Annotated in this window: 17 protein-coding genes and 2 pseudogenes; 10 read left to right on the top strand and 9 right to left on the bottom strand. The window is 44.0% G+C overall.

Annotation, left to right across the window (positions count from 1 at the left end; genetic code table 11):
- The first annotated feature begins 19 nt into the window (after positions 1-19).
- Complete coding sequence (locus AC0VYG_RS17900; RefSeq protein ID WP_475429276.1) at positions 20-652, top strand: LysE family translocator; 633 nt, start codon at positions 20-22, stop codon at positions 650-652.
- Between the two features lie 176 nt (positions 653-828).
- Here the strand turns inward: AC0VYG_RS17900 and yiaY are convergent, their stop codons facing one another.
- Positions 829-1,977 (bottom strand): L-threonine dehydrogenase, encoded by a 1,149-nt coding sequence (yiaY, locus tag AC0VYG_RS17895; protein WP_475429275.1) that lies wholly within the window; start codon positions 1,975-1,977, stop codon positions 829-831.
- 253 nt (positions 1,978-2,230) lie between these two features.
- On the opposite strand from yiaY, the gene AC0VYG_RS17890 reads away from it, so the two are divergent.
- Positions 2,231-3,547 (top strand): MFS transporter, encoded by a 1,317-nt coding sequence (locus AC0VYG_RS17890; protein ID WP_475429274.1) that lies wholly within the window; start codon positions 2,231-2,233, stop codon positions 3,545-3,547.
- Between the two features lie 30 nt (positions 3,548-3,577).
- Here AC0VYG_RS17890 and AC0VYG_RS17885 read toward each other — a convergent pair whose 3' ends face one another.
- Entirely contained in the window at positions 3,578-4,666 is a 1,089-nt protein-coding gene (locus AC0VYG_RS17885) for an OmpP1/FadL family transporter (RefSeq protein WP_475429273.1), read from the bottom strand.
- A gap of 287 nt (positions 4,667-4,953) precedes the next feature.
- On the opposite strand from AC0VYG_RS17885, the gene AC0VYG_RS17880 reads away from it, so the two are divergent.
- Both AC0VYG_RS17880 and AC0VYG_RS17875 read left to right on the top strand, forming a co-directional pair.
- Positions 4,954-5,217 (top strand): DksA/TraR family C4-type zinc finger protein, encoded by a 264-nt coding sequence (locus AC0VYG_RS17880; protein WP_475429272.1) that lies wholly within the window; start codon positions 4,954-4,956, stop codon positions 5,215-5,217.
- Positions 5,218-5,458: 241 nt separating this feature from the next.
- Entirely contained in the window at positions 5,459-6,043 is a 585-nt protein-coding gene (locus tag AC0VYG_RS17875) for a hypothetical protein (protein WP_475429271.1), read from the top strand.
- A gap of 402 nt (positions 6,044-6,445) precedes the next feature.
- On the opposite strand, the gene AC0VYG_RS17870 is transcribed toward AC0VYG_RS17875, so the two are convergent.
- Positions 6,446-7,342 carry a LysR substrate-binding domain-containing protein gene (locus AC0VYG_RS17870; RefSeq protein WP_475429270.1) on the bottom strand — a complete coding sequence of 299 codons (897 nt, stop codon included), beginning with the start codon at positions 7,340-7,342 and terminating at the stop codon, positions 6,446-6,448.
- A 124-nt stretch (positions 7,343-7,466) separates the two neighbouring features.
- Between AC0VYG_RS17870 and AC0VYG_RS17865 the strand changes: the two genes are divergently transcribed.
- On the top strand, positions 7,467-8,435 hold the full coding sequence (locus tag AC0VYG_RS17865) for a TDT family transporter (RefSeq protein WP_475429269.1): 969 nt from the start codon (positions 7,467-7,469) through the stop codon (positions 8,433-8,435).
- Between the two features lie 192 nt (positions 8,436-8,627).
- Positions 8,628-9,011: pseudogene (gene tnpB / locus AC0VYG_RS17860) on the top strand (IS66 family insertion sequence element accessory protein TnpB).
- A gap of 141 nt (positions 9,012-9,152) precedes the next feature.
- Here tnpB and AC0VYG_RS17855 read toward each other — a convergent pair.
- The 3 genes from AC0VYG_RS17855 to AC0VYG_RS17845 all read right to left on the bottom strand — a co-directional run bounded on the left by AC0VYG_RS17855 (position 9,153) and on the right by AC0VYG_RS17845 (position 10,802).
- A complete protein-coding gene (locus AC0VYG_RS17855) occupies positions 9,153-9,884 on the bottom strand; it encodes an AAA family ATPase (protein ID WP_475429268.1) in 732 nt (243 codons plus the stop codon).
- Positions 9,885-10,041: 157 nt separating this feature from the next.
- Positions 10,042-10,455, bottom strand: a complete 414-nt coding sequence (locus AC0VYG_RS17850; protein WP_475429267.1) for a Rossmann-fold NAD(P)-binding domain-containing protein — start codon at positions 10,453-10,455, stop codon at positions 10,042-10,044.
- 2 nt (positions 10,456-10,457) lie between these two features.
- Positions 10,458-10,802, bottom strand: a complete 345-nt coding sequence (locus AC0VYG_RS17845) for a hypothetical protein (protein WP_475449870.1) — start codon at positions 10,800-10,802, stop codon at positions 10,458-10,460.
- Between AC0VYG_RS17845 and AC0VYG_RS17840 the strand changes: the two genes are divergently transcribed.
- Complete coding sequence (locus AC0VYG_RS17840) at positions 10,791-10,961, top strand: hypothetical protein (RefSeq protein ID WP_475429265.1); 171 nt, start codon at positions 10,791-10,793, stop codon at positions 10,959-10,961. The two genes, AC0VYG_RS17845 and AC0VYG_RS17840, sit on opposite strands and share 12 nt — an antisense overlap.
- Positions 10,962-11,067: 106 nt before the next feature.
- Here AC0VYG_RS17840 and AC0VYG_RS17835 read toward each other — a convergent pair whose 3' ends face one another.
- The 3 genes and pseudogenes from AC0VYG_RS17835 to AC0VYG_RS17825 form a co-directional block, all read right to left on the bottom strand.
- Entirely contained in the window at positions 11,068-12,285 is a 1,218-nt protein-coding gene (locus tag AC0VYG_RS17835; RefSeq protein ID WP_475429264.1) for a ribose-phosphate diphosphokinase, read from the bottom strand.
- Between the two features lie 186 nt (positions 12,286-12,471).
- Positions 12,472-12,687 (bottom strand): annotated as a pseudogene (locus tag AC0VYG_RS17830) (tautomerase family protein); the annotation flags it as partial.
- A 247-nt stretch (positions 12,688-12,934) separates the two neighbouring features.
- Positions 12,935-14,467: a DUF3612 domain-containing protein gene (locus tag AC0VYG_RS17825; RefSeq protein ID WP_475429263.1), complete on the bottom strand. Its 1,533-nt coding sequence runs from the start codon at positions 14,465-14,467 to the stop codon at positions 12,935-12,937.
- Positions 14,468-14,634: 167 nt separating this feature from the next.
- Between AC0VYG_RS17825 and AC0VYG_RS17820 the strand changes: the two genes are divergently transcribed.
- From AC0VYG_RS17820 to AC0VYG_RS17810, 3 genes are read left to right on the top strand one after another with little or no spacing between them, the layout of a single operon-like run.
- Positions 14,635-16,803, top strand: a complete 2,169-nt coding sequence (locus AC0VYG_RS17820; RefSeq protein WP_475429262.1) for a malate synthase G — start codon at positions 14,635-14,637, stop codon at positions 16,801-16,803.
- A gap of 49 nt (positions 16,804-16,852) precedes the next feature.
- A complete protein-coding gene (locus AC0VYG_RS17815) occupies positions 16,853-18,460 on the top strand; it encodes an isocitrate lyase (RefSeq protein ID WP_475429261.1) in 1,608 nt (535 codons plus the stop codon).
- A 59-nt stretch (positions 18,461-18,519) separates the two neighbouring features.
- A complete protein-coding gene (locus AC0VYG_RS17810; RefSeq protein WP_475432512.1) occupies positions 18,520-19,731 on the top strand; it encodes an IS256 family transposase in 1,212 nt (403 codons plus the stop codon).
- The last annotated feature ends 443 nt before the right edge of the window (positions 19,732-20,174 follow it).

Genomic DNA, 20,174 nt, shown 5'->3' with positions numbered 1-20,174 from the left:
TATCTATAGAGAGGGATGAATGATGGAATTTCACATATGGACGGTGTTTTTCTTGGCGTATTTAGTGACCACGCTTTCTCCTGGTCCGAACGTATTATTGGTGCTTAAAAACAGCATTCAGTTTGGTTGGAAGTCGGCTTTTATTACCATTTTGGGTAACCTCTCTTGTCAGTTTCTTATTGTCTGTCTTGTAGCATTGGGGGTGGGTGCTCTCCTGCAAACGTTACCCACTTGGTTTTTGGTGATGAAAATCATGGGTGGAACTTATTTGATCTATCTTGGTATCAAGGCGATTAGGGCGAACAAAAAGTCAGCGTTTGATGCATTGGATACCAACGTCACTCACAAGAAAGCCGGTGGGGCGCTTTTTGTTGAAGCCTTTTTGGTATCGGCGAGTAATCCCAAAACATTGATCTTTTTATCGGCTTTTTTACCTCAGTTTTTAACGCTTGATTTGCCTGCCTACCAACAGTTTTCCGTTATGTTTGTCACCATCTGCGCTATTGTTACCTGCGTCCACATCGCTTACGCTTTTGGCATGGCTCGATTAGGAAAACGCTTCTCTTTGAAGAACATGGAAACCAAAATATCTAAAGTGACGGGTGGTTTATTTATCACTATGGGCGGTGGTATTTTGTTAAGTAATCGCTGAATTTTATCCTGAAAAATGAGGCGCGCTACCTAAAAAGCGATTCTTCGTATGCTTAATAGGAAAGGCTTTCGGTGCTTGGAAACAGCTATTTGCTTTACTGGATAAAGTACATATCAAATTTTGAAAAAAAGGCCTTGTAGATGGGCTACAAGGCCTGTGGTTTCGTCGCGGTTGGGTTAGAAAGCCGATTTGAAGATGGCGACGACATCTTCATGGCTTGGTTGAATTGGGTTGGTGAATCCGCAAGCGTCTTTCATCGCATTGCTTGCCAGTGTAGCAAAGTCTTCTTCTTTCGCACCTAGCTCTTTTAAGCCTGCAGGGATATTCACGCTCTGAGATAATTTGACGATGGCAGCAATGGCTTCATCCGCGCCTTCTTTGTCACTCATTCCTTGAACTTCCACACCTAGAGCTTTCGCAACGTCTTTCAGACGAGGGGCCGCCACTTGGCTGTTGTAGCGTTGCACATGGGGTAATAAAACAGCGTTACAAACACCGTGTGGCAGGTCATAGAATCCACCAAGTTGGTGCGCCATGGCGTGTACATAGCCCAAAGAGGCATTATTAAAGGCCATCCCCGCTAGAAACTGTGCATAAGCCATTTGAGTGCGAGCTTCCATATTAGATCCGTTGTGAACCGCTTCGTGTAGGTTGTCACGGATGAGTTCAATGGCCTTAATGGCGCAAGCGTCAGTAATCGGATCGGCTGCGGTAGAGACGTAGGCTTCAATGGCATGGGTTAAGGCATCCATCCCCGTTGCTGCGGTAAGAGCTGAGGGCATTCCCGCCATTAATCTCGGGTCGTTAACCGATAGGATTGGTGTAACATTTTGATCGACAATGGCCATTTTTATATGGCGTTCTTGGTCTGTAATGATACAGAAGCGTGTCATTTCAGAGGCGGTGCCTGCGGTGGTATTGATACTGATTAATGGTAGTTGTGGCTTTTTAGAAACGTCCACGCCTTCATAGTCACTAATGTGGCCGCCATTTGTCGCAACCAGTGCGATGCCTTTGGCACAGTCATGAGCAGAGCCACCGCCGAGAGAGATAACACAGTCACATTGGTGCGTATGCAAAACATCAAGACCAGCATTCACATTCTCGACTGTTGGGTTAGGTTGAACACCATCGTACACCAAGCTTTGTACCCCTTGTTCTTGCAGAAGGGTTTTGATTTCGGTTGTCACGCCCAATTTGGTCATGCCTGGATCTGTCACTATCAATGCTTGTGTAAAGCCTAATGCTTGAATCTGTTTGACGGCATCGTTAAGCGCGTTTTCGCCCATGATGTTTACAGCAGGTATATAGAATGTACTACTCATGATGTTTACCTCTTTGTATATTTAGGCCACATGTTTTTTCGTGATCTTTGATGCTATTGTGGCCCTGCTGGTCATAGAATGATTTGATTTATGACAAGGATTCAGCATAAAAAAGAGGGGTGATGGAGTTGTTGATGGCTTGAGTCGTCTGTTTGCTGACACAAAAAAGTCACTCTCTTGTTGTAGTACATGAGGTGGTCGACATGTTTTGTCGTTTTCTAAAGGTCTGTCATCCTTTTAAGGGAGTCATATTGTGTCCAATGCTTTTACAAAAACGGAGCGTAGTTGGGTTGTCTATGATGTCGGTAACTCGGCTTTTTCGTTAATCATCTCGACGACGATTTATACGATTTTTTTTAATACCATCAGTCAGCGTGCGGGCCTTGCACCAGAAGACAGTACCACCGCTATTGGTTTGATTAATGCGGTCGCATTTTTATTGATTGCTATTATTTCACCTTTGCTTGGCACCTTTGCCGACTACCAAGGGAATAAGAAAAAGCTATTTAGTGTGTTTGCCTTTTTAGGGATTATCAGTGTTACTGCCATGATGTTAGTGGGGGATACTCAGTGGTTGTTAGCGGCGGTAATTTACAATATTGCTATGTTGGGGTTTGCTGGGGCGAATATTTTTTATAATGCCTTTTTGTTGGATGTTTCACCCAAAAATCGTTTGGATAAAGTGTCTGCAGCAGGGTTTGCATGGGGCTACATTGGTTCGACCATTCCGTTTGTTATCACCCTAGGTATTATTTTTGCCTTTTTCAAAAATGATGATGGCATTACGATGATGGGATTTGCCTCGGCGTTTTTGATTACCGCTGTTTGGTGGCTTATTTTCACTGTGCCATTGTTAAAGAACGTCGAACAAAAATACGGTATTCCACCCTCTGCAACCCCTTTAAAAGATACTTGGCGTCGACTGGCGCAGACAGTGGCAAAAATCAAACAACAACGAGCGATTTATCTCTTTTTAATTGGCTATTTTCTTTATATTGATGGGGTCGATACCATCATTGTGATGGCGATGGATTTTGGTATGAAAAACTCGACCATGGGACAAGTGGATTTAGTGCTGATTGTATTAGCTATTCAGATTATCGCTTGGCCCAGTACCTTGTTGTATGGTCGTCTGTCAGAGTCCCTTGGAACGCGCACCATGATTTTGTTTGGCATTGCTACTTATGGGGTGATTACCCTCGTAGCCGCTTTGATGGAATCTATGCCGTCGTCTTGGATTAATGGTGCTTTTATTCTACTGGCGGTGTTGATTGGCACCGCGCAGGGTGGCGTTCAGTCTTTGAGTCGATCGTATTTTGGCTCTTTGATTCCGCCTGAGCAATCGGCGGAATTCTTTGGCTTTTTTAATATCTTTGGTAAGTTCGCCGCCATTTTAGGGCCCGCTTTGATTGCGCTGTTTACTTATTTTATGAAGGGGCATGTACTCGCGTTCGCTGGCCTGCAGTTTACAGGGTATTCGCTCGGCGTATTGTCTTTAATGGTCTTTTTTATCGTCGGTGGCGTGGTCTTGGTGATGGCCGATCGTGAAGCAAAAAAAGACCTTGCCTGAGGTCTTTTCATAAATCTAACGTGAGTGTATTTAGAAATGATGGGACACTTTTAACCCCAATCCCGTGGCGTGATTATTATCGAATTTGGTGTCGTTTCCCGATAGGCTGGTTTTGGCATCACCAATCCATGAATAGCTGACTCCTGCCGCAATGGCCGTACTTGGTGTTGCTTGATATTTCAGTCCGGCAATTAAGGCTTTATAGCCATCGGTTGGGGAAAGGTTGCTGACGATATTACCGGACGATTTTTCATAGGCCACCGCTAAGGAACCAGACAAGGTGTCTGTGAGTTTTTGACCAATGCCTAAGCGATAAGAAATCGTATTTTCACCGTAATCAACGATATTTTCTCCAGGTTTGACATAGGTCGTGTAAAACTTGGGGGTAATTTGCGTTTTTTTCCATTCCACCCAGCGTGCTGAAAACAGTAATAATGTGGTGGGAGTGATGCCCGTTTGAAAGTCAAAATTGACGGATTTTGGCATGGTGACATTAAGCGGTGTTTCGGCGGCCAGCGAATGGCTTGTGATGGCCTCATTATTTTGAAAGTGGATCTTGATTGGTGAGTTATAGGTCAGTGCGGCTCGTAGGGCAATGTCAGGGATTTCGTAGGCTACCCCTACTAAGTAGCCCCAATCGTTTTGAGTGTCGGTCTTCATCGAGTAGGTTGCACTGGGTAAATGTACTTTCCCCTTGGAGGTAAGATTTCGTGCGCCTGCGTAGACCGAAAAAGGCGTATTAATTTTGTAGCGCAAGATACCGCTTACTTCCACCGAGTCTACCGAGGCGGTGGTTCCTGCAAGTGGATACCCCGTCCCTGATGGGTAGCGGAGATCGGCGCCATAGGGTTGATCGACTATGATTGCCATCGACCAGTCGTTTGAAAGATCTTGTTTATAAGCGCCGCCAAATTGTGTAAAGCGTTTGCTGACATCACCAGAGTGGAGAGGACCCAAAGAACCAGAGATATTGGGTTTAACGGTATAAGCGTTGAGCTCTAAATAGGTTCCTTTTTCAAACAGGGCTGTAATGGGCTGACCTGAGCGGTCCATCCCCCCTGCATAAACAGTCGTTATACTGAGGCTGCCTAAGCTAACCACTAAAAGTGTTTTTTTCATTCTATTTCCCCTGTTTATTGACGATCCGCAACTGCTTAATAATTATCGAGAGCATTTTTATGAGAGAGGACAACGAGCATATGCAGTGAATTCTAAGTGTATTATGTTTCATTTATGTATTCTTGTGTGGTTAGTCGAACGAAAGGGGAAAGGTTGGTGTAAAAATGGTGTCATAAATATGTATTATATGGCCATTTTTTTGATGGTGATAGTGTGAATGCCCCTATCTTGTCGTGGGAAAAGGGCGGTAAGATATTCATCAAGGTACGTTCGTAAGGGGAGTTATCATGGCCAGTGGGTGGGCGCAAGATGGCGCAGTACAAGATCAAATAGATGCAACGGTAGATTCTGAAGTTGAGCGTGCTAAGCAAAGCCTGCCCAAAGGAGAGAGTTTGACCCATTGTGAAGAGTGTGATGCTGTGATACCTGAGAAACGGCGCAAGGCGATTCTTGGCGTCCGCTTGTGTATAGCGTGTCAGTCCGAACAGGAGAAGAAAGGTCGCTCTTCTTTATATAACCGTGCTGGTAGTAAAGATAGCCAGTTAAGGTAGTTTCTTGGGTTATGACTGTCTGTCGTGGCGGCGGTTCACTCTTGAGGAGGAGACCCCCCAATAGTGGCAAATGAATGGCTTATGTCATTGGCTTCTGATGCTTCGTAGTAGGGTGAGACCGTGGGACAATTTCAACTGCCGAAATCTTGTGTATGTGATAAGGTTCTGCTCATCTAAGGTGTCAGCCAAGTTGATGGCGCCCATTGTATAAAAGTTTAAAAGTTTGAAGAAGGAAGAGGTTGTGACTGAGTCAAAATCGGTACAGATTGAACAGTTAGAAAAATTACGTACGGCTTGGTTGCCAGCGGTTGAATTTTTATTTGGCAAAGCGCCTTCCCAAGTAGAGTTTGTGGGCTTTGAAATCGATGATAACTCGGCTAAACCTGTGCTGTTGTTCGAAAATGATAAGGCTCCTTACCAATATAAAATTCAAATACCTGCGAGAAGCTTCACCAATGATGTAATGCTACTTGCTGACGTGATTCAAGAAATGGTTCGTGGCTTGAATCCTGTGGGGAAAGCAGGCGCTGAGACGAATGCATTGTATGAAGGCGCTACTGTTTATGGCTCGGTTATGGCGATTAAACAGGTATTTGGCGATGAAGCGGTTGACTCCTATTTGAATGCACTAAAAAAACAGGCTTTTGCTTATTATGATGCTTTTTCATATGTGTCGGTGCTACTGAGTGATGACCCCCAGGCAGTGAAAAAATTGCGTGCTGTTCAGCCTTTTTTGTATCTAGTTGAGAAAGTGGATTTTGAGACTGCAGAAATAGAAATAGACCGGAAAATCAAAGATATTTTATTACTCTCATTTCGAGGATAAGATACCTGTGTGAGTGCTGATTAGCATGATATAACAAAGGCCATCACAGGATTGTGATGGCCTTTTGACTCTTATTTACTACCTAAGATACTGGTTTCGTTTTTCTTAGTGTTCTTAGCCGCTTTTTTTTCTTTTGCTGTTAAAAGAGGCTTTTTCTTAGCGTTCTTTTTGCTGTCTTGACCCTTACTCATGATAGTCACCATTTGTCATCACTCAATAAACCTGCAGTCGCTTTGAGCCAACCTAAGGGCTGTGTTACGGGGTTATGTAACGAGATGAGTATGTGCTTATTGGGGAAGAAGAGAAAGCGCTATATGATAAATTTATTTTAATCGTCAGCATGAATAGTTGCCCTTTATCACCATTAATTGAATCAATCATGACAAGGCTGTTTCTATAACATTATGACAGGTTGTGATGTTCCCCCCAGTCTTTTAAAAATTGACTGAACTGCTGTAATCGCCCCGTTAAGTATTTTTGTTTATGCCAGACAAGGTGTAATTGACGGGGAAAATTTTGCTCGATGTTTATTTTATGAATTCGTCCTATTGCTAGTTTGTCTTTCGCTGCGAGGTTGGAGATAAAGCTGATTCCTAAGCCTCGTTCTACCGCTAATAGTACGGACTCCAAACTACTTAGCTCCAAGACAGATGTGATATTAGTCAGGGATGGGCGAATACGTCGTTCGAATTGCTGTCGGCTACCAGAGGCCGTTTCTCGCAACACCCAATCTTGATCGTTTAGGTCATTGAGTGTTAGCGATGTTTCTTGTGCTAAAGGATGCTCTGCTGAGCAAATCAGTAGCATAGTATCTTGAATCCACTGTGTTGTGGCGAGTTCTTGATAGCCGTGTTGTCCTTCAATTAATGCCATGTCTAATTCGAAGTTGAGTAGCATTTGGCATAAGGTTTGGCTGTTGGTGATGGTAACTTTGGTTTCCTGTTGTTGCTCGATACCTTGCTCTGCTAACAAGAGGGGTAACAAATAATTCCCGATTGTTTGGCTGGCACCAATGTGAAGGGCTCCTAGGTTATCTGTGTGTTTGCCAAAGGTGTGCTCGATTTCGCCTGCCCGTTCAATTAATTCGTCAGCCATGGGTAATAAGCGTTTACCTTGTTGATTGAGTTGCAGCCTTGGGTGAACGCGATCAAACAAAGGGGTATCTAAATGGCTTTCAAGTTGCTGCAGTGATTGAGATAGGGCACCTTTGCTAAGGCAAAGAATGTCTGCCGCAGTGGTTAAATTACCGTGGCGAGCCACAGCGGAAAACACTCGGATTTGTTGTAGTGTGATTTTCATCTGATTGGATCTTATTTGTGTTGTTTAGTAAAACCGAACGACTTATTAAAAACATTTAGATTTTATGATTTCATATATCCTTTTACCATAATCTTATTCCTAATTGATAGCTTGGAGTCAGGTTATGTTTACATTATTGCGTCATCGATTGTCTTTTGCACCAACCCCCATAGCGGGTCTTGCTCTGGGTATTGCCAGTTTAGGGTGTAGCTGGCATTTTGTTGTTCAAGAGTCTTCTTTTTTACCGTATTTCTCTGCGACTATTGGCGCCTTTTTATTGATGTTGCTGGTTGGGAAATTCTCCTTACACCCGAGATTATTGGTACAGGATCTACAGCATCCTGTCGTGGGAAGCGTGGTTCCAACGTTCGCGATGGCATTAATGGTAATTACCATGTCGCTTCATCATTTTATGCCGAAGCTGGCGGTCGCTTTGTGGTTGTTTGCGATTGCGATTCATACGGTGTTTCTTGTGACTTTTGTGTATCACAGATACAAAGGGTTTACCTTGGCAGATATGGTGCCAAGCTGGTTTGTGCCGCCAGTGGGCATTATTGTCGCAGCGATTAGTTATCCAGCGTCTTTATTTCAGCCCTTGGCGGAAGGCATTCTATGGTTTGGCATTGCTTGTTATTTGGTTCTTTTGCCTCTCATGGTGTATCGCTTGAGGTATTGTGGAGAATTACCGGATAACGCCAAACCCACTTTTGCCATTATGGCAGCACCTGCCAGTGTCTGTTTGGCGGGCTATTTAACCGTTGTGGATGCACCCTCTAAATGGTTTGTGTTGGTTTTATTAGGAATAGCACTACTGAAAACCGCAACGATTTACCGATTTGCCCTGCGTTTATTAAGACTGCCTTTTAGCCCAGGTTATGCCGCTTTTACTTTTCCTTTAGCGATTGGTGCGACGGCTTTGTTTAAAGTACAAGCGCAGTGCGTTGCATGGGGAATGGATGTTGCTGTGATTCAACTTTTGGGGGTTATCGCAGAGGTTGAGCTTGTCATCGCTACGTTTGTTGTTGCTTATGTTATCACTCGTTATGCTTACTATTATGGCATTACTTTACAGCGTGAATTAGTATTTTCTTAAGGGTCTTCTTTGAACAAAAGCCCAGATAAGACTTTGTAATCTGGGCTTTTGTTCAATAGTAAGGCGTGATTTTAAAAGGCTTACTTTTTATTTTTTAGTTCTTGTAACTCATCGCTAAACCAGATTTTACGTTTGAAGCGTAAGCGTCTGGGGAACGACACCTTAATTTAGCTTTTCTCATTCTGCATAGTTATGATTTTTGGAAGCATAACTATGTTCAACACCAGTGATTCTTTGCCTGTGATTCTGATCTGTGGGCCAACCGATATGCGTAAATCCATTGATGGCTTAACTTCGATCGTCGCCTACGATCTTGAGCAAGAGCCCTGCTCAGATAGACTGTTTGTCTTTTGTGGTCGAACACACAATCGACTGAAAATTCTGCAATGGTCTACCAATGGCTTTTAGCTGCATTATAAACGCTTGGAAAAAGGTGTGTTTTTATGGCCGGGAATAGAAGATGAGTTATTGTCTTTGCAAGTGTCCCCTAGACAGTTTCATTGGTTGTTGGATGGGCTACCGCTTCATCTCGACCAAGCTCACCCCAAAATAACCTATCGTTATCATGACAATTAATACTCTCATTTGATTCTGGATAGTAATTGCTTTTGTTGTTTGGTTCGTCCTGGTGATGACTGGCATATCTATCCAATGTATCTGGATTTAAGACGTCGCTCTTGGGGCTATTGTATAATTCTCTTGTTCGTTTTTTAGACACTAGTCTTCCATTAGTATTTGCATCATCTTTTCGTGGTTATTAAGGAAGTCTTTTGTCACTTCATAATGCTCAGTGTCTTCATAGGCGACTTCCGATATGCCGACTTTCGAAAAGTGATAAATTTTAGATCTAGGATATGCCAGTAGGATAGGGGAATGAGTCGCAATGATGAATTGTGAGTTCTCTTTTACCAGTTGATGGATGGCCGATACGGCCGCCATTTGACGAGCTGGGGATAGCGCGGCTTCCGGTTCGTCCATGAAATAAAGACCATTGCCACGGAGTTTATTCATTAATGTTGCCATAAAAGATTCTCCGTGGGATTGTTCGTGGAGAGATTTTCCACCGTAGGAGTCAAAATAGCCAGTTTCATCCATTAATGTTGCGACATTATAAAAACTTTCAGCTCGTAAAAAATAGCTATCTTTCGGTCGTTTGAAACTCTTAACCGACTTCAGGTATTGGTGTAATTCAGAGTGGGTTGAACTGGTCGAGAATATGGAGTTTTTTGTGCCTCCCTCTGCATTTAACCCTTGAGTAACGGCAATGGCCTCCAAGAGAGTTGATTTCCCCGAGCCATTTTCTCCCACAAAAAAAGTCACATCAGGGTGAAATTCCAAGTGATCCAATTCTTTGACGGCAGGGATGTCAAAAGGATAGACATCGTAATTGTCGATCTTATCTCTTTTTAGTTGTATCTCTCTTAAATAAGGTCGATCTTCGAAGCTCATCCTGTCTCTCCCAGCATTAAATAACATCTTTATGCCCCATGTTAACGTGTTGATCTTTGAAATTTAATGTTGATCCTCGGAAAAATGGGGTGATAGAACATCTTCATTGATACTAAAACGTTTTTTTATTTTCTGCGAGTCTAAAATGTCAATGTTGTTAGCGAAAACAGCGTAACCCTTTTAATGTGTCTTCTACTGCTTTGTCGATGGGCGCGGTAGGCTCTTCTCCTAGATGCTGTAGTAGTTTACTGTTGTTCATTCGAATAGGCTGTTGCCATAAGTACTTCATTTCCATCATTTCTCTTAGGGTTTCGTTGAATGTCGCGATTAGCGGCATCAGCCGCCAAAGAAAAGCCGAAATGTTAGGAGTTGTTTGAGTGTTTTTTTCCAGTACTCGACGAATGGCTTTTGCCATTTGCATACCATATTGATTCCAAAATCCATTCATATGAAAGGTTGCAAAGGCATCTAATGTATGGCGAATTTCGATCAATTTGAGCATGGTTGCTGCGACATCTGGTAAGTAAGACCATTGATGACCAACACTGATTTTTGAAGGGTTACTGATCATTTTTATTGGTTTATTAGGTTTGATAAGCTCTTGAGAAAACCAATTGTTGGCAGCATTTGACCCAAAGAAATCCCCGCTCGGACTATGATGACTTGTCCACCTTGTTCGGCAAAATCCTCTAAGCGTTGTTCCATTTCTACGCGAATTTGGCTCTTTTTAGTCTCCGGGTTTTGTGGGGAGGTTTCGCTCAATAAAGGAAAGGCATCTTCCCCGTAGTTGTAGACAGTATCTGGAAACACAATACAAGCGCCGGCCTTTTTCGCGACGACAATTGTGTTATTCAGCATAGGTAACGCTAAGTCTTCCCAATGTTTATAGCCTGGTGGATTGACGTCATGCAATATCACGCAACAGCCTTGGGCTGCTGCTTCTACATCCGCTTGATTGGGAGCATCGTCTTGGAACCAAGTGATGTTGTCATTCTCAACTGTTTGTTGAGTGCCGCGTTTAAGCGTTATGCTTACTATTATGGCATTACTTTACAGCGTGAATTAGTATTTTCTTAAGGATCTTCTTTGAACAAAAGCCCAGATAAGACTTTGTCTAATCTGGGTTTTTTGTTCAATCTAATCTGGGCTTTTTGTTCAATAGTAAGGCGTGATTTTAAAAGGCTTACTTTTTATTTTTTAGTTCTTGTAATTCTTCGCTAAACCAGATTTTACGTTTGAAGCGAGGGTTTTTAGACGACATGTCGATTTTATAAGGGTTTGGCTCATGGTTCTGTGGCAAATCAAGGATATTGCAAAGCTCTTGGGCCAGCCATTTTTCGACTTTTAGCACCACCATTTTTTTCCGCAAGCGACCTTGTTCGTCACGGTTTAGAATCGTTGGTAGTGTGTTCAAGGTAAGGATTTCACCAAGGGCTGGGTGTGCCATACGCTGGCGGCCTTCGTCGCTGGCATAAAAGTGTGATACAGCGAATACCATGCGTTTGGGGTTTATTTGTTGTAGGAATTGGCAGGATTTCACCACCGTAGAACCGGTTCGAACCATGTCGTCGAATAAGACAATGCTGGCACCATCCAACCCATCAAAGGTGTGTTCGCTTTCTTTGTGTAGGGTGATTTCGACTTTACGCTCATCGGTTCGCTCTTTGTCTAGCATGATGAACTTCGCTTTTGGTAAGCCAAGAGTATGGAACATCTGTTTGACGAAATCACGAGCGCCTTTATCAGGTGCACACAATACCAGACCTTCACCTTTTTCACCGTAATCCAGCATATCGGAGTTTAACAAGTAGTGGGCGTAAATTTCATAAGGGATGAGATTATGAAAGTCTCCCTCAAAGACCTCGTTAAACATCTTTTGTACTGAATCGGAGTGATTATGTATCGTCATAACCGTATCGACGCCCGATAGCTTGAGCATTTGGGCATAGAGCTTAGCGGTAAAAGGCTGGCCATCGAATTTCTTTACGTCTTTAATGTCACGTTGAAAGCTGGTTTCGCCTAAGCTCAGATGAGGGCCACGATCCTGTGCACTGTAAAATAAGTCTGGCTCGACAAGGATCACACGAGCCGCTCCGTTCTCTTTTGCTGCGCGAGCGATGATCAAGTTTGCCATGGCCAATTCTTGGCGACTTTTTACATGGCTGGTGGTACTCACAATGATCACAGACTTGTCTCTTAGTTTGCGACCAATGTTGTCGAAGTCATGTTCGTCAGAGATGAAACGCGGGCAGAACTCGGAGTTCATGAATTGTTTCATACTGATAATATCGTCAATATCATCGTACTGACCCATAGCATAGGCAATATCAATAGCAAATGGATTATCGGAAGAGTTACTAACAACGACAACATTCGTTGACTGGCCGGTCGACAAAGTCATGAAAAAAAATCCTTAACTGAAGGGGGAGGGGAATTCGAGACAATTTTAATACTTGTAGGTTCATTTTGATAGAGTCGATAGCGCCAATTACCAATAAATGGCATTTTCCTATCGCTCTCCACAAAACATCTAAAGCATCTGTCAATGAGCGTAAACGGAGCCCATTCAGCGGATAAATCTTATAGCTTAGTCCTGTTGAGTAGCCTTTTTATCGCAATGTAACCTTCCTGCTTTCCCCCAATGTTCATCATCGAAATTTTGAAAGAAGACCGTCACCGCTTCAGGAGGCAACTCATAAGCTTCTTCAAACGCTTCTGTTATACGTTTTATTAACAATTGTTTCTGCTCTTTGCTTCGACCGGGTGATTGCTGGATGGTGATGACTGGCATAGATTGTCTCCCTACTGAAAGATACTGCTGTTATTTGATTCGTTGTGAGTAGCGTGGCTTCCCATTTATGCTATTTCTACTAACATTAAGTAGCCTCTTTATACCTCTTGTCTTAGGATGGTTGCAAGGGTATTCACCTTCGTCTCATTGCCCGTCATTCTAATGGTCATGGTGACTATAATATTGCTAAACACCGAGCGATTAAGGCTCTTTCTCAATCACTATCAGCTTCCAAGATCAACTTTCCCAAACGCGCCAACTACTTCGCCTCACATTGCTGATAGCAACTTGGCGATCTTGGACAGACGGCGCCACGGGAGCAAATCAAGCGTGCATCATTATCTATTCCCCGTTCTATCCAATTAATATTGAGAATTTTCGCCACGCTCATTAAGTCTTTTTTGATACTTCTCGGAATGGGTGAGGAACCTCCTTTGGTTACGCAGGCTTGGCGCAAATCGGCGGCAATGCTTAGGGCATCTTTACTTTGAGCGTCAATGGCTGGGTTTAAGTCGATGCCGGAACAAAGTACATGACTGTTGCCCGCTAGGTCGTGCACTTTAATGGATTCACAAGCATAAATTCGTGGCTCATCCCCAACATTGAGTATGGATATTTGCGCTGAGGTGCCAGTACTTGGCTCGCTGATTTTGCGAAACACCGACCAATGCTGGCAAGGGTCTTCCACCATGCTCATATTTCCCCAAGGTAATGGGATGCCATTGCCCCGATACACAGCTTTGAGCTTCCCTGGCGCGTAGGCATCAAAGTAATGCCAATGGGGATAAGGCGAAGCGGCGGTCATGCGCCGCATGGTAACCGATTCGGACACATCTGCCAGCTTTGCGGTATTGATTTCATAGCCATTGCGATCCAGCATTTGCCGAAAGGGCACTTTGGGACACAGTAAAGCGCCAGCAAAAAAGCTGCATTCGAAGTCTCGCCAGGCATACAGAATGTCCTGGGCATCCATGCCAGCGCCTGATGAGTGGGTCTTAGTGCTTTTTGATTGAAGTGGTGAGATTTCATTACGTCCTGTGACCAAGACGTTTTTCATCCCATCTTTATCGTGTAATACCGTGTGGCCGATGTGCACCGCAAGGTTGTATTTCAAACGTTGCGGCTGGTTTTTCATAATTTGATTGATGTAGATGGTGCTTGGCGGATCAAAAAAGGAGGTCACCACATGGCCTCCATTAATGCCCATGTCTTGTAGGACGGCGACGGGCGTTTTTCGAAACCATTTGATTTGTAGCCCCATTTGCTTGGTGATAGCGATCAGGTCATCGAGACTTAAGGGTAAGCGCTTAAGTCCTACTTCTTCGGCGGCTCGCTCTAAATCCGGAAAGTGATTTTGATGATGTTCTTGGTGAGCACGAATCAGCAAATGGGCAAATTGACGGCCACTGGTGCCCGTTTGAGAAAGCATTTCAGGAATGGCGATTTGTAAAATTTCTTTGGAGAAGAGAAAGTTTGGTTCTAATGCCATGCCATTGATGCCGCCCCCCGAGCCTTTTGTCGGGGTAATGGCTTCTTCCTCGGGAATATCGTCTAAAAACCAAGCCACATTTTTTTGAAAAACACTGGCAATGACTTCCAATACCTCCTCACTAGGAATGCGTTTTCCCCTTTCGATCATGGATAAATAAGACACCGATGGGGCAGATTCTGCGTCCATTTTTATACAGCGGGCGGATAAGTCTTCCATTGTCAAACGGTTACGTTTACGCAGGTTACGGATCTTGGTGCCCAAAAAATGGGCTTTACGGTTGAGGCTATTTTTATTTTTCATTTTTGTGAAATTTACACTGTGTAATTCTTATTGTGAAATTTTAGGTTATTAGAGAGTAGTCTATAAATCAAGCAATGGTTAACACGAGTGACCCCTTTGCTACCTGATAAACCTTGGTGTTTTACCGTAGGTAATTATGAACAGACCGATTTAAGAAGGAAAGTGAGATGACTATGCCCTTACCAAAAAATAACAGTGTGATTCACTCAGGGTTTTACCGTTTCATCAATGACGATGTATTGCCCCTTCATACTATCGAGCCTGATCAATTTTGGCGTGATCTTGATCAGTTGATTGCCGATTTATCGCCTGTGAATCGTCAATTGTTGGCGACTCGAGATGAGATGCAACGTCAGATTGATCAATGGCACCTTGCTCATAAAGGACAACCATTGGATGTACCTGCCTATGAGGCTTTTTTACGGGAGATTGGCTACTTGGTCGCTGAAGGGGAAGATTTCACCATTACCACTGCAAATGTGGACGATGAAATCGCGACTTTGGCGGGGCCTCAATTAGTGGTGCCTGCGAAGAATGCCCGTTTTTCGTTGAATGCGGCCAATGCCCGTTGGGGCAGTTTGTACGATGCCTTTTACGGCACTGATGTGATCCCAAAAAACGCGGAATTAGGAAGCCGTCAAGGTTATAACGCGGTTCGTGGTGAACAGGTCATCACGAAAGCCAAAGGGTTTTTGGATGACGTTTTTCCACTGGAGTCTGGCTCCCATAAAGACGTCATCAGTTACATGGTGTACTACCGCCATCTATTAGCCTTTTTTGAGGATGGCAGTCAAACGGGGTTGAAACAACCTTGTCAGTTGGTCGGGGTGAATGGTCAGCGTAGTGAGCCGGAAGCCATCCTGTTAAGAAACCATGGTTTGCATGTGGAAATTCAGTTTGATCGTAATGGTCTGAACGGTACTAAGGATAAAGCGAATATCAACGACATTGTTATTGAGTCGGCCCTAAGCACCATTATCGACTGTGAGGATTCAGTGGCCGCCGTGGACGCGGAGGATAAGATTGAAGTCTATCGAAACTGGTTAGGCTTGATGCAAGGTACCCTAGAAGCCACGTTTGAAAAGGACGGCCAAACGCAAACTCGCAGAATGAACCCGGACCGAGTTTACACAGATTTAGAGGGTAATGAATATCGCTTGCCAGGCCGTGCTTTGTTGTTGGTGCGCAATGTTGGGCACTTAATGGAATGTGATTTGATGCAAGATGCGCAGGGTAACTTCGCCCCCGAAGGCATAATGGACGCGGTCGTCACGGCGTTAATTGGTGCGTTGGATTTGCAGGGAGCTGGGGGCATTCACAATAGTCGTACAGGCAGCATTTATATTGTGAAACCTAAGATGCATGGACCCGAGGAGGTAGCGTTTAGTTGTGAGCTGTTTGATCGAGTTGAACAAATGCTGGGGCTACCTGAGAACACCATTAAGATCGGCATTATGGATGAAGAACGTCGCACGACAGTGAATTTAAAAGAATGTATTCGTCAGGCGAAATCTCGGGTGTTTTTCATTAATACCGGCTTTTTGGACCGCACTGGCGATGAGATACATACCAGTATGCAAGCGGGGCCTTTTTTACCAAAAGAACAAATCAAGCATCAGCCTTGGATCCAAGCCTATGAGGATCGCAATGTCACCATTGGCTTGCAATGTGGTTTGTCTGGAAAAGCACAAATTGGCAAGGGCATGTGGGCCATGCCGGATGAGATGGCTGCCATGATGGAGGCAAAAGTTGCGCATCCAAAAACGGGGGCGAGTACGGCTTGGGTGCCTTCTCCCACCGCAGCGACATTGCATGCTTTGCATTATCACCAAGTGGATGTTTTTGAAGTGCAAGAACGTATTAAGCACCGTCCGCAAGCGAGTCTAACGGATCTACTTCTTATCCCGACGATTCCGGACAATTTAACCCTGTCTCGCCAAGTGATCGACCGAGAGATCGAAAACAATGTACAGGGCTTATTAGGGTATGTCGTGCGTTGGGTTGAGGCTGGCGTGGGGTGTTCCAAAGTGCCGGATATCAATGACGTTGGTTTGATGGAAGACCGTGCCACTTTGCGAATTTCCAGTCAGCATTTGTCTAATTGGTTGCTTCATGGCGTGTGCACTAAAGAGCAAATTGATGAGGTAATGCAACACATGGCTCAAGTCGTGGATAAGCAAAATCAGGCCACTGACGGTTACCAACCGATGGCTGAGAATCCATCGACCAGTTATGCCTTCCAAGCGGCGCAAGATTTGATTTTTAAAGGAACGGATCAGCCTAACGGTTACACCGAGCCTTTGTTACATGCTTATCGTCTAAGAGCAAAAGTTTGATCCAAATACATTAATTTTATCTTAAACAACCTGAAGAGCGAGAAATCACATGATGACGTATAAAAATAAAACTCAACAAGTAAGCCAAAGCCTTTCTCAACAAGGCCCAACTTGGGCGGCGATGAACCCAGAATATGTGGTGAGAATGCAATTACAAAACCGCTTTAATACAGGGTTAGAGATTGCTAGGTACACAGCTAAGATCATGCGTGAAGACATGGCAAGCTATGATAAAGATCCAGCGAATTACACCCAGTCTTTAGGGTGCTGGCATGGCTTTGTCGGTCAGCAAAAAATGATTTCCATTAAGAAGCATTTTGGTACCACGCGCAGTCGTTACTTGTATTTGTCTGGTTGGATGGTGGCCGCCATGCGTTCTGAATTTGGTCCTCTGCCTGATCAATCTATGCATGAAAAAACGTCTGTACCGGCTTTAATCGAAGAACTGTACACCTTTTTGAAACAAGCCGATGCGCGTGAGTTACAACATTTGTTTAAAGAAATGGACGAGGCGAGAGACGCAGGCGATCAAGTCCGTGAGCAAGCGGCTCAGCAAAAAATCGATAACTTTGAAACCCATGTGGTGCCGATTATTGCCGATATTGATGCGGGATTTGGTAACGAAGAAGCCACGTATTTGCTCGCGAAGAAGATGATTGAAGCCGGGGCGTGTTGTATTCAGATCGAAAACCAAGTGTCTGATGCAAAACAATGTGGTCACCAAGATGGGAAAGTGACCGTGCCTCATGAAGACTTCCTGGCAAAAATTAATGCCGTTCGCTATGCCTTTTTGGAGCTGGGGGTGGATGATGGTGTGATTGTTGCCCGTACCGACTCTTTGGGCGCAGGTCTAACGCAAAAAATCCCTGTGTCTCGCAGTGCGGGTGACTTGGCTGAGCAATACACGGCCTTTATAGATGGAGAGGAAGTGACCTCCCTTGAGCAAATGAAATCGGGTGATATGGCCATCAAACAGGGTGACCGTGTGATCAAACCTACTCGCTTAGCCAATGGGTTGGTGCGTTTTAAACCCAATACAGGTGAGGATCGTGTGGTGTTGGATTGCATTACGTCTTTGCAAAATGGGGCGGATTTATTATGGATTGAAACAGAGAAGCCGCATATTGGGCAAATTGCTAATCTTGTGAACCGTATCCGTGACGTTGTTCCCAATGCTAAGTTGGTTTACAACAACAGTCCATCTTTTAACTGGACACTGAACTTCCGTCAACAAGTATTTGATGCTTGGTTGGAAGAAGGCAAAGACGTGAGCCAGTATCAACGTGAAAGACTGATGTCAGAAGATTACGATGCTAGTGCATTGGCAGAAGAAGCTGATGAGCGTATTCGCCGCTTCCAAAAAGACGCCGCCGCTCAGGCTGGGATCTTCCATCATTTGATTACCTTGCCAACCTACCATACTGCCGCGTTGTCTACGGATAACTTGGCGAAAGATTACTTCGGTGAATTAGGTATGTTGGGTTATGTAAGAGAAGTGCAGCGTCAAGAAATTCGTCAAGGTTTGGCCTGCGTGAAACACCAAGACATGTCAGGTTCTAACATTGGGGATGATCACAAAGAGTATTTTTCTGGTGAACAAGCGCTTAAAGCGTCTGGTAAAGATAATACCATGAACCAATTCGGAGACTGTAACTAATTTTGTGTAACTGCCTACCACAACATATTCTATTAAGAATTAAGGATAGGTAGATGCAAATGAACAAAAAAGAACTTGAAGCGTTCGCAAAAGAAGCCGCCAAGGGAATTAAAACGCCTGAGGATCTCAACGAATTTAGCCAAATGCTGAAGAAGATTACCGTTGAAGCGGCATTGAATGCAGAAATGGATGACCATCTGGGTTACGAGAGACATCAAAAGTCCACCTCAACCAATAGTCGTAATGGCAAGAATAGCAAGCGTATTAAGACGGAAGATGGTGAGTTTGAACTGGATACGCCTCGTGACCGAGAAGGCTCTTTTGAACCCAAGCTGGTCAAAAAACACCAATCCCGATTCACTTCTATGGACGATAAAATCCTGTGGCTCTATGCGCAAGGCATGAGTACCCGAGACATCGTCAATGCCTTCGATGAATGGTATGGTGCCGAGATATCTCCAACACTGGTATCACGCGTTACCAATGCGGTCATTGAGCAAGTGACTGAATGGCAAGCACGCCCTTTGGATGCCATCTACCCCATTGTGTATCTTGATTGTATTGTGTTGAAAATCCGCCAAGATAAACGCGTCATCAATAAATCGATCTTCTTGGCACTCGGTATCAACACTGAAGGTCATAAAGAACTCATGGGCATGTGGATTGCGGAGAACGAAGGTGCGAAGTTCTGGCTCAACGTCCTCACTGAGCTTCAGCAGCGCGGCGTAGAAGATATTCTCATCGCTTGTGTTGATGGTCTAAAAGGCTTCCCAGAAGCCATCAATGCTGTTTTCCCACAAACTAACATCCAACTGTGCATCGTACACATGGTACGCAACTCATTGAAATATGTATCATGGAAAGACTATAAAGCAGTGACGGCGGATTTAAAGCAAGTTTACCGCTCCGCAACGGAAGAAGAAGCCTTGCTAGAGTTAGATCGTTTCGGCGACATCTGGGACGATCAATACCCGCAAATTACCAAATCATGGCGCAATCACTGGCATCACCTCAATACGTTGTTTAATTACCCTGACGATATCCGAAAAGCGATCTACACAACGAATGCGATTGAGTCCCTGAACAGTGTTATCCGTAGAGCCATTAAAAAACGTAAAGTCTTCCCAAGCGATGATTCTGCGAGGAAAATGGTATACCTTGCCATTAAAGAAGCCAGTAAGAAATGGACGATGCCAATTCAGAACTGGCGCCAAGCAATGAGTCGATTTATTATTGAGTTCGAGGAGCGTCTCGAAAAGCACCTTAACTAAATGGCAGTTACACAGAATCTGTTACAGGGTCCCAATTCGCGGCCATTTGATTGGATAGTGAGTCCAATCAACAACACTAGCGAAGTGTGCAAGTAAGCAAAAAGGCTAACTGTTTCCCTCAGTTAGCCTTTTTTTGACTGCGTACTGCCTGTGTCATAGTTTCTACCGTCCCCCCTGAAAAGCCGCTTTTCTTTTAAGAGGAAAACTGACTTATTAGTTCTCAATATTTTTGAAATGTTCTATGATTGAGTCCACTGGTATCTTTTTTTTGATGCAGGTAAGACTCTTAACCCCCATGAAATTCTGAGAGCTTTTTTGAAGAATGCATTTTATAGGCTTGATGATAGTCAAGTTAGTGATATTAGCTTAAAAGATATTGCCAGACGTTCCAGGTACGGCGGGATATTTTATTTATTTGCCTTTTGGGGAGCTGTCTTTAGCTC

Source organism: Marinomonas sp. 63XJN7_7_ISO-PGPR-S23-202 (assembly GCF_056173505.1).
Note: the sequence above shows the minus strand (reverse complement) of the source record. Positions and strands in the feature narration are given on the sequence as shown.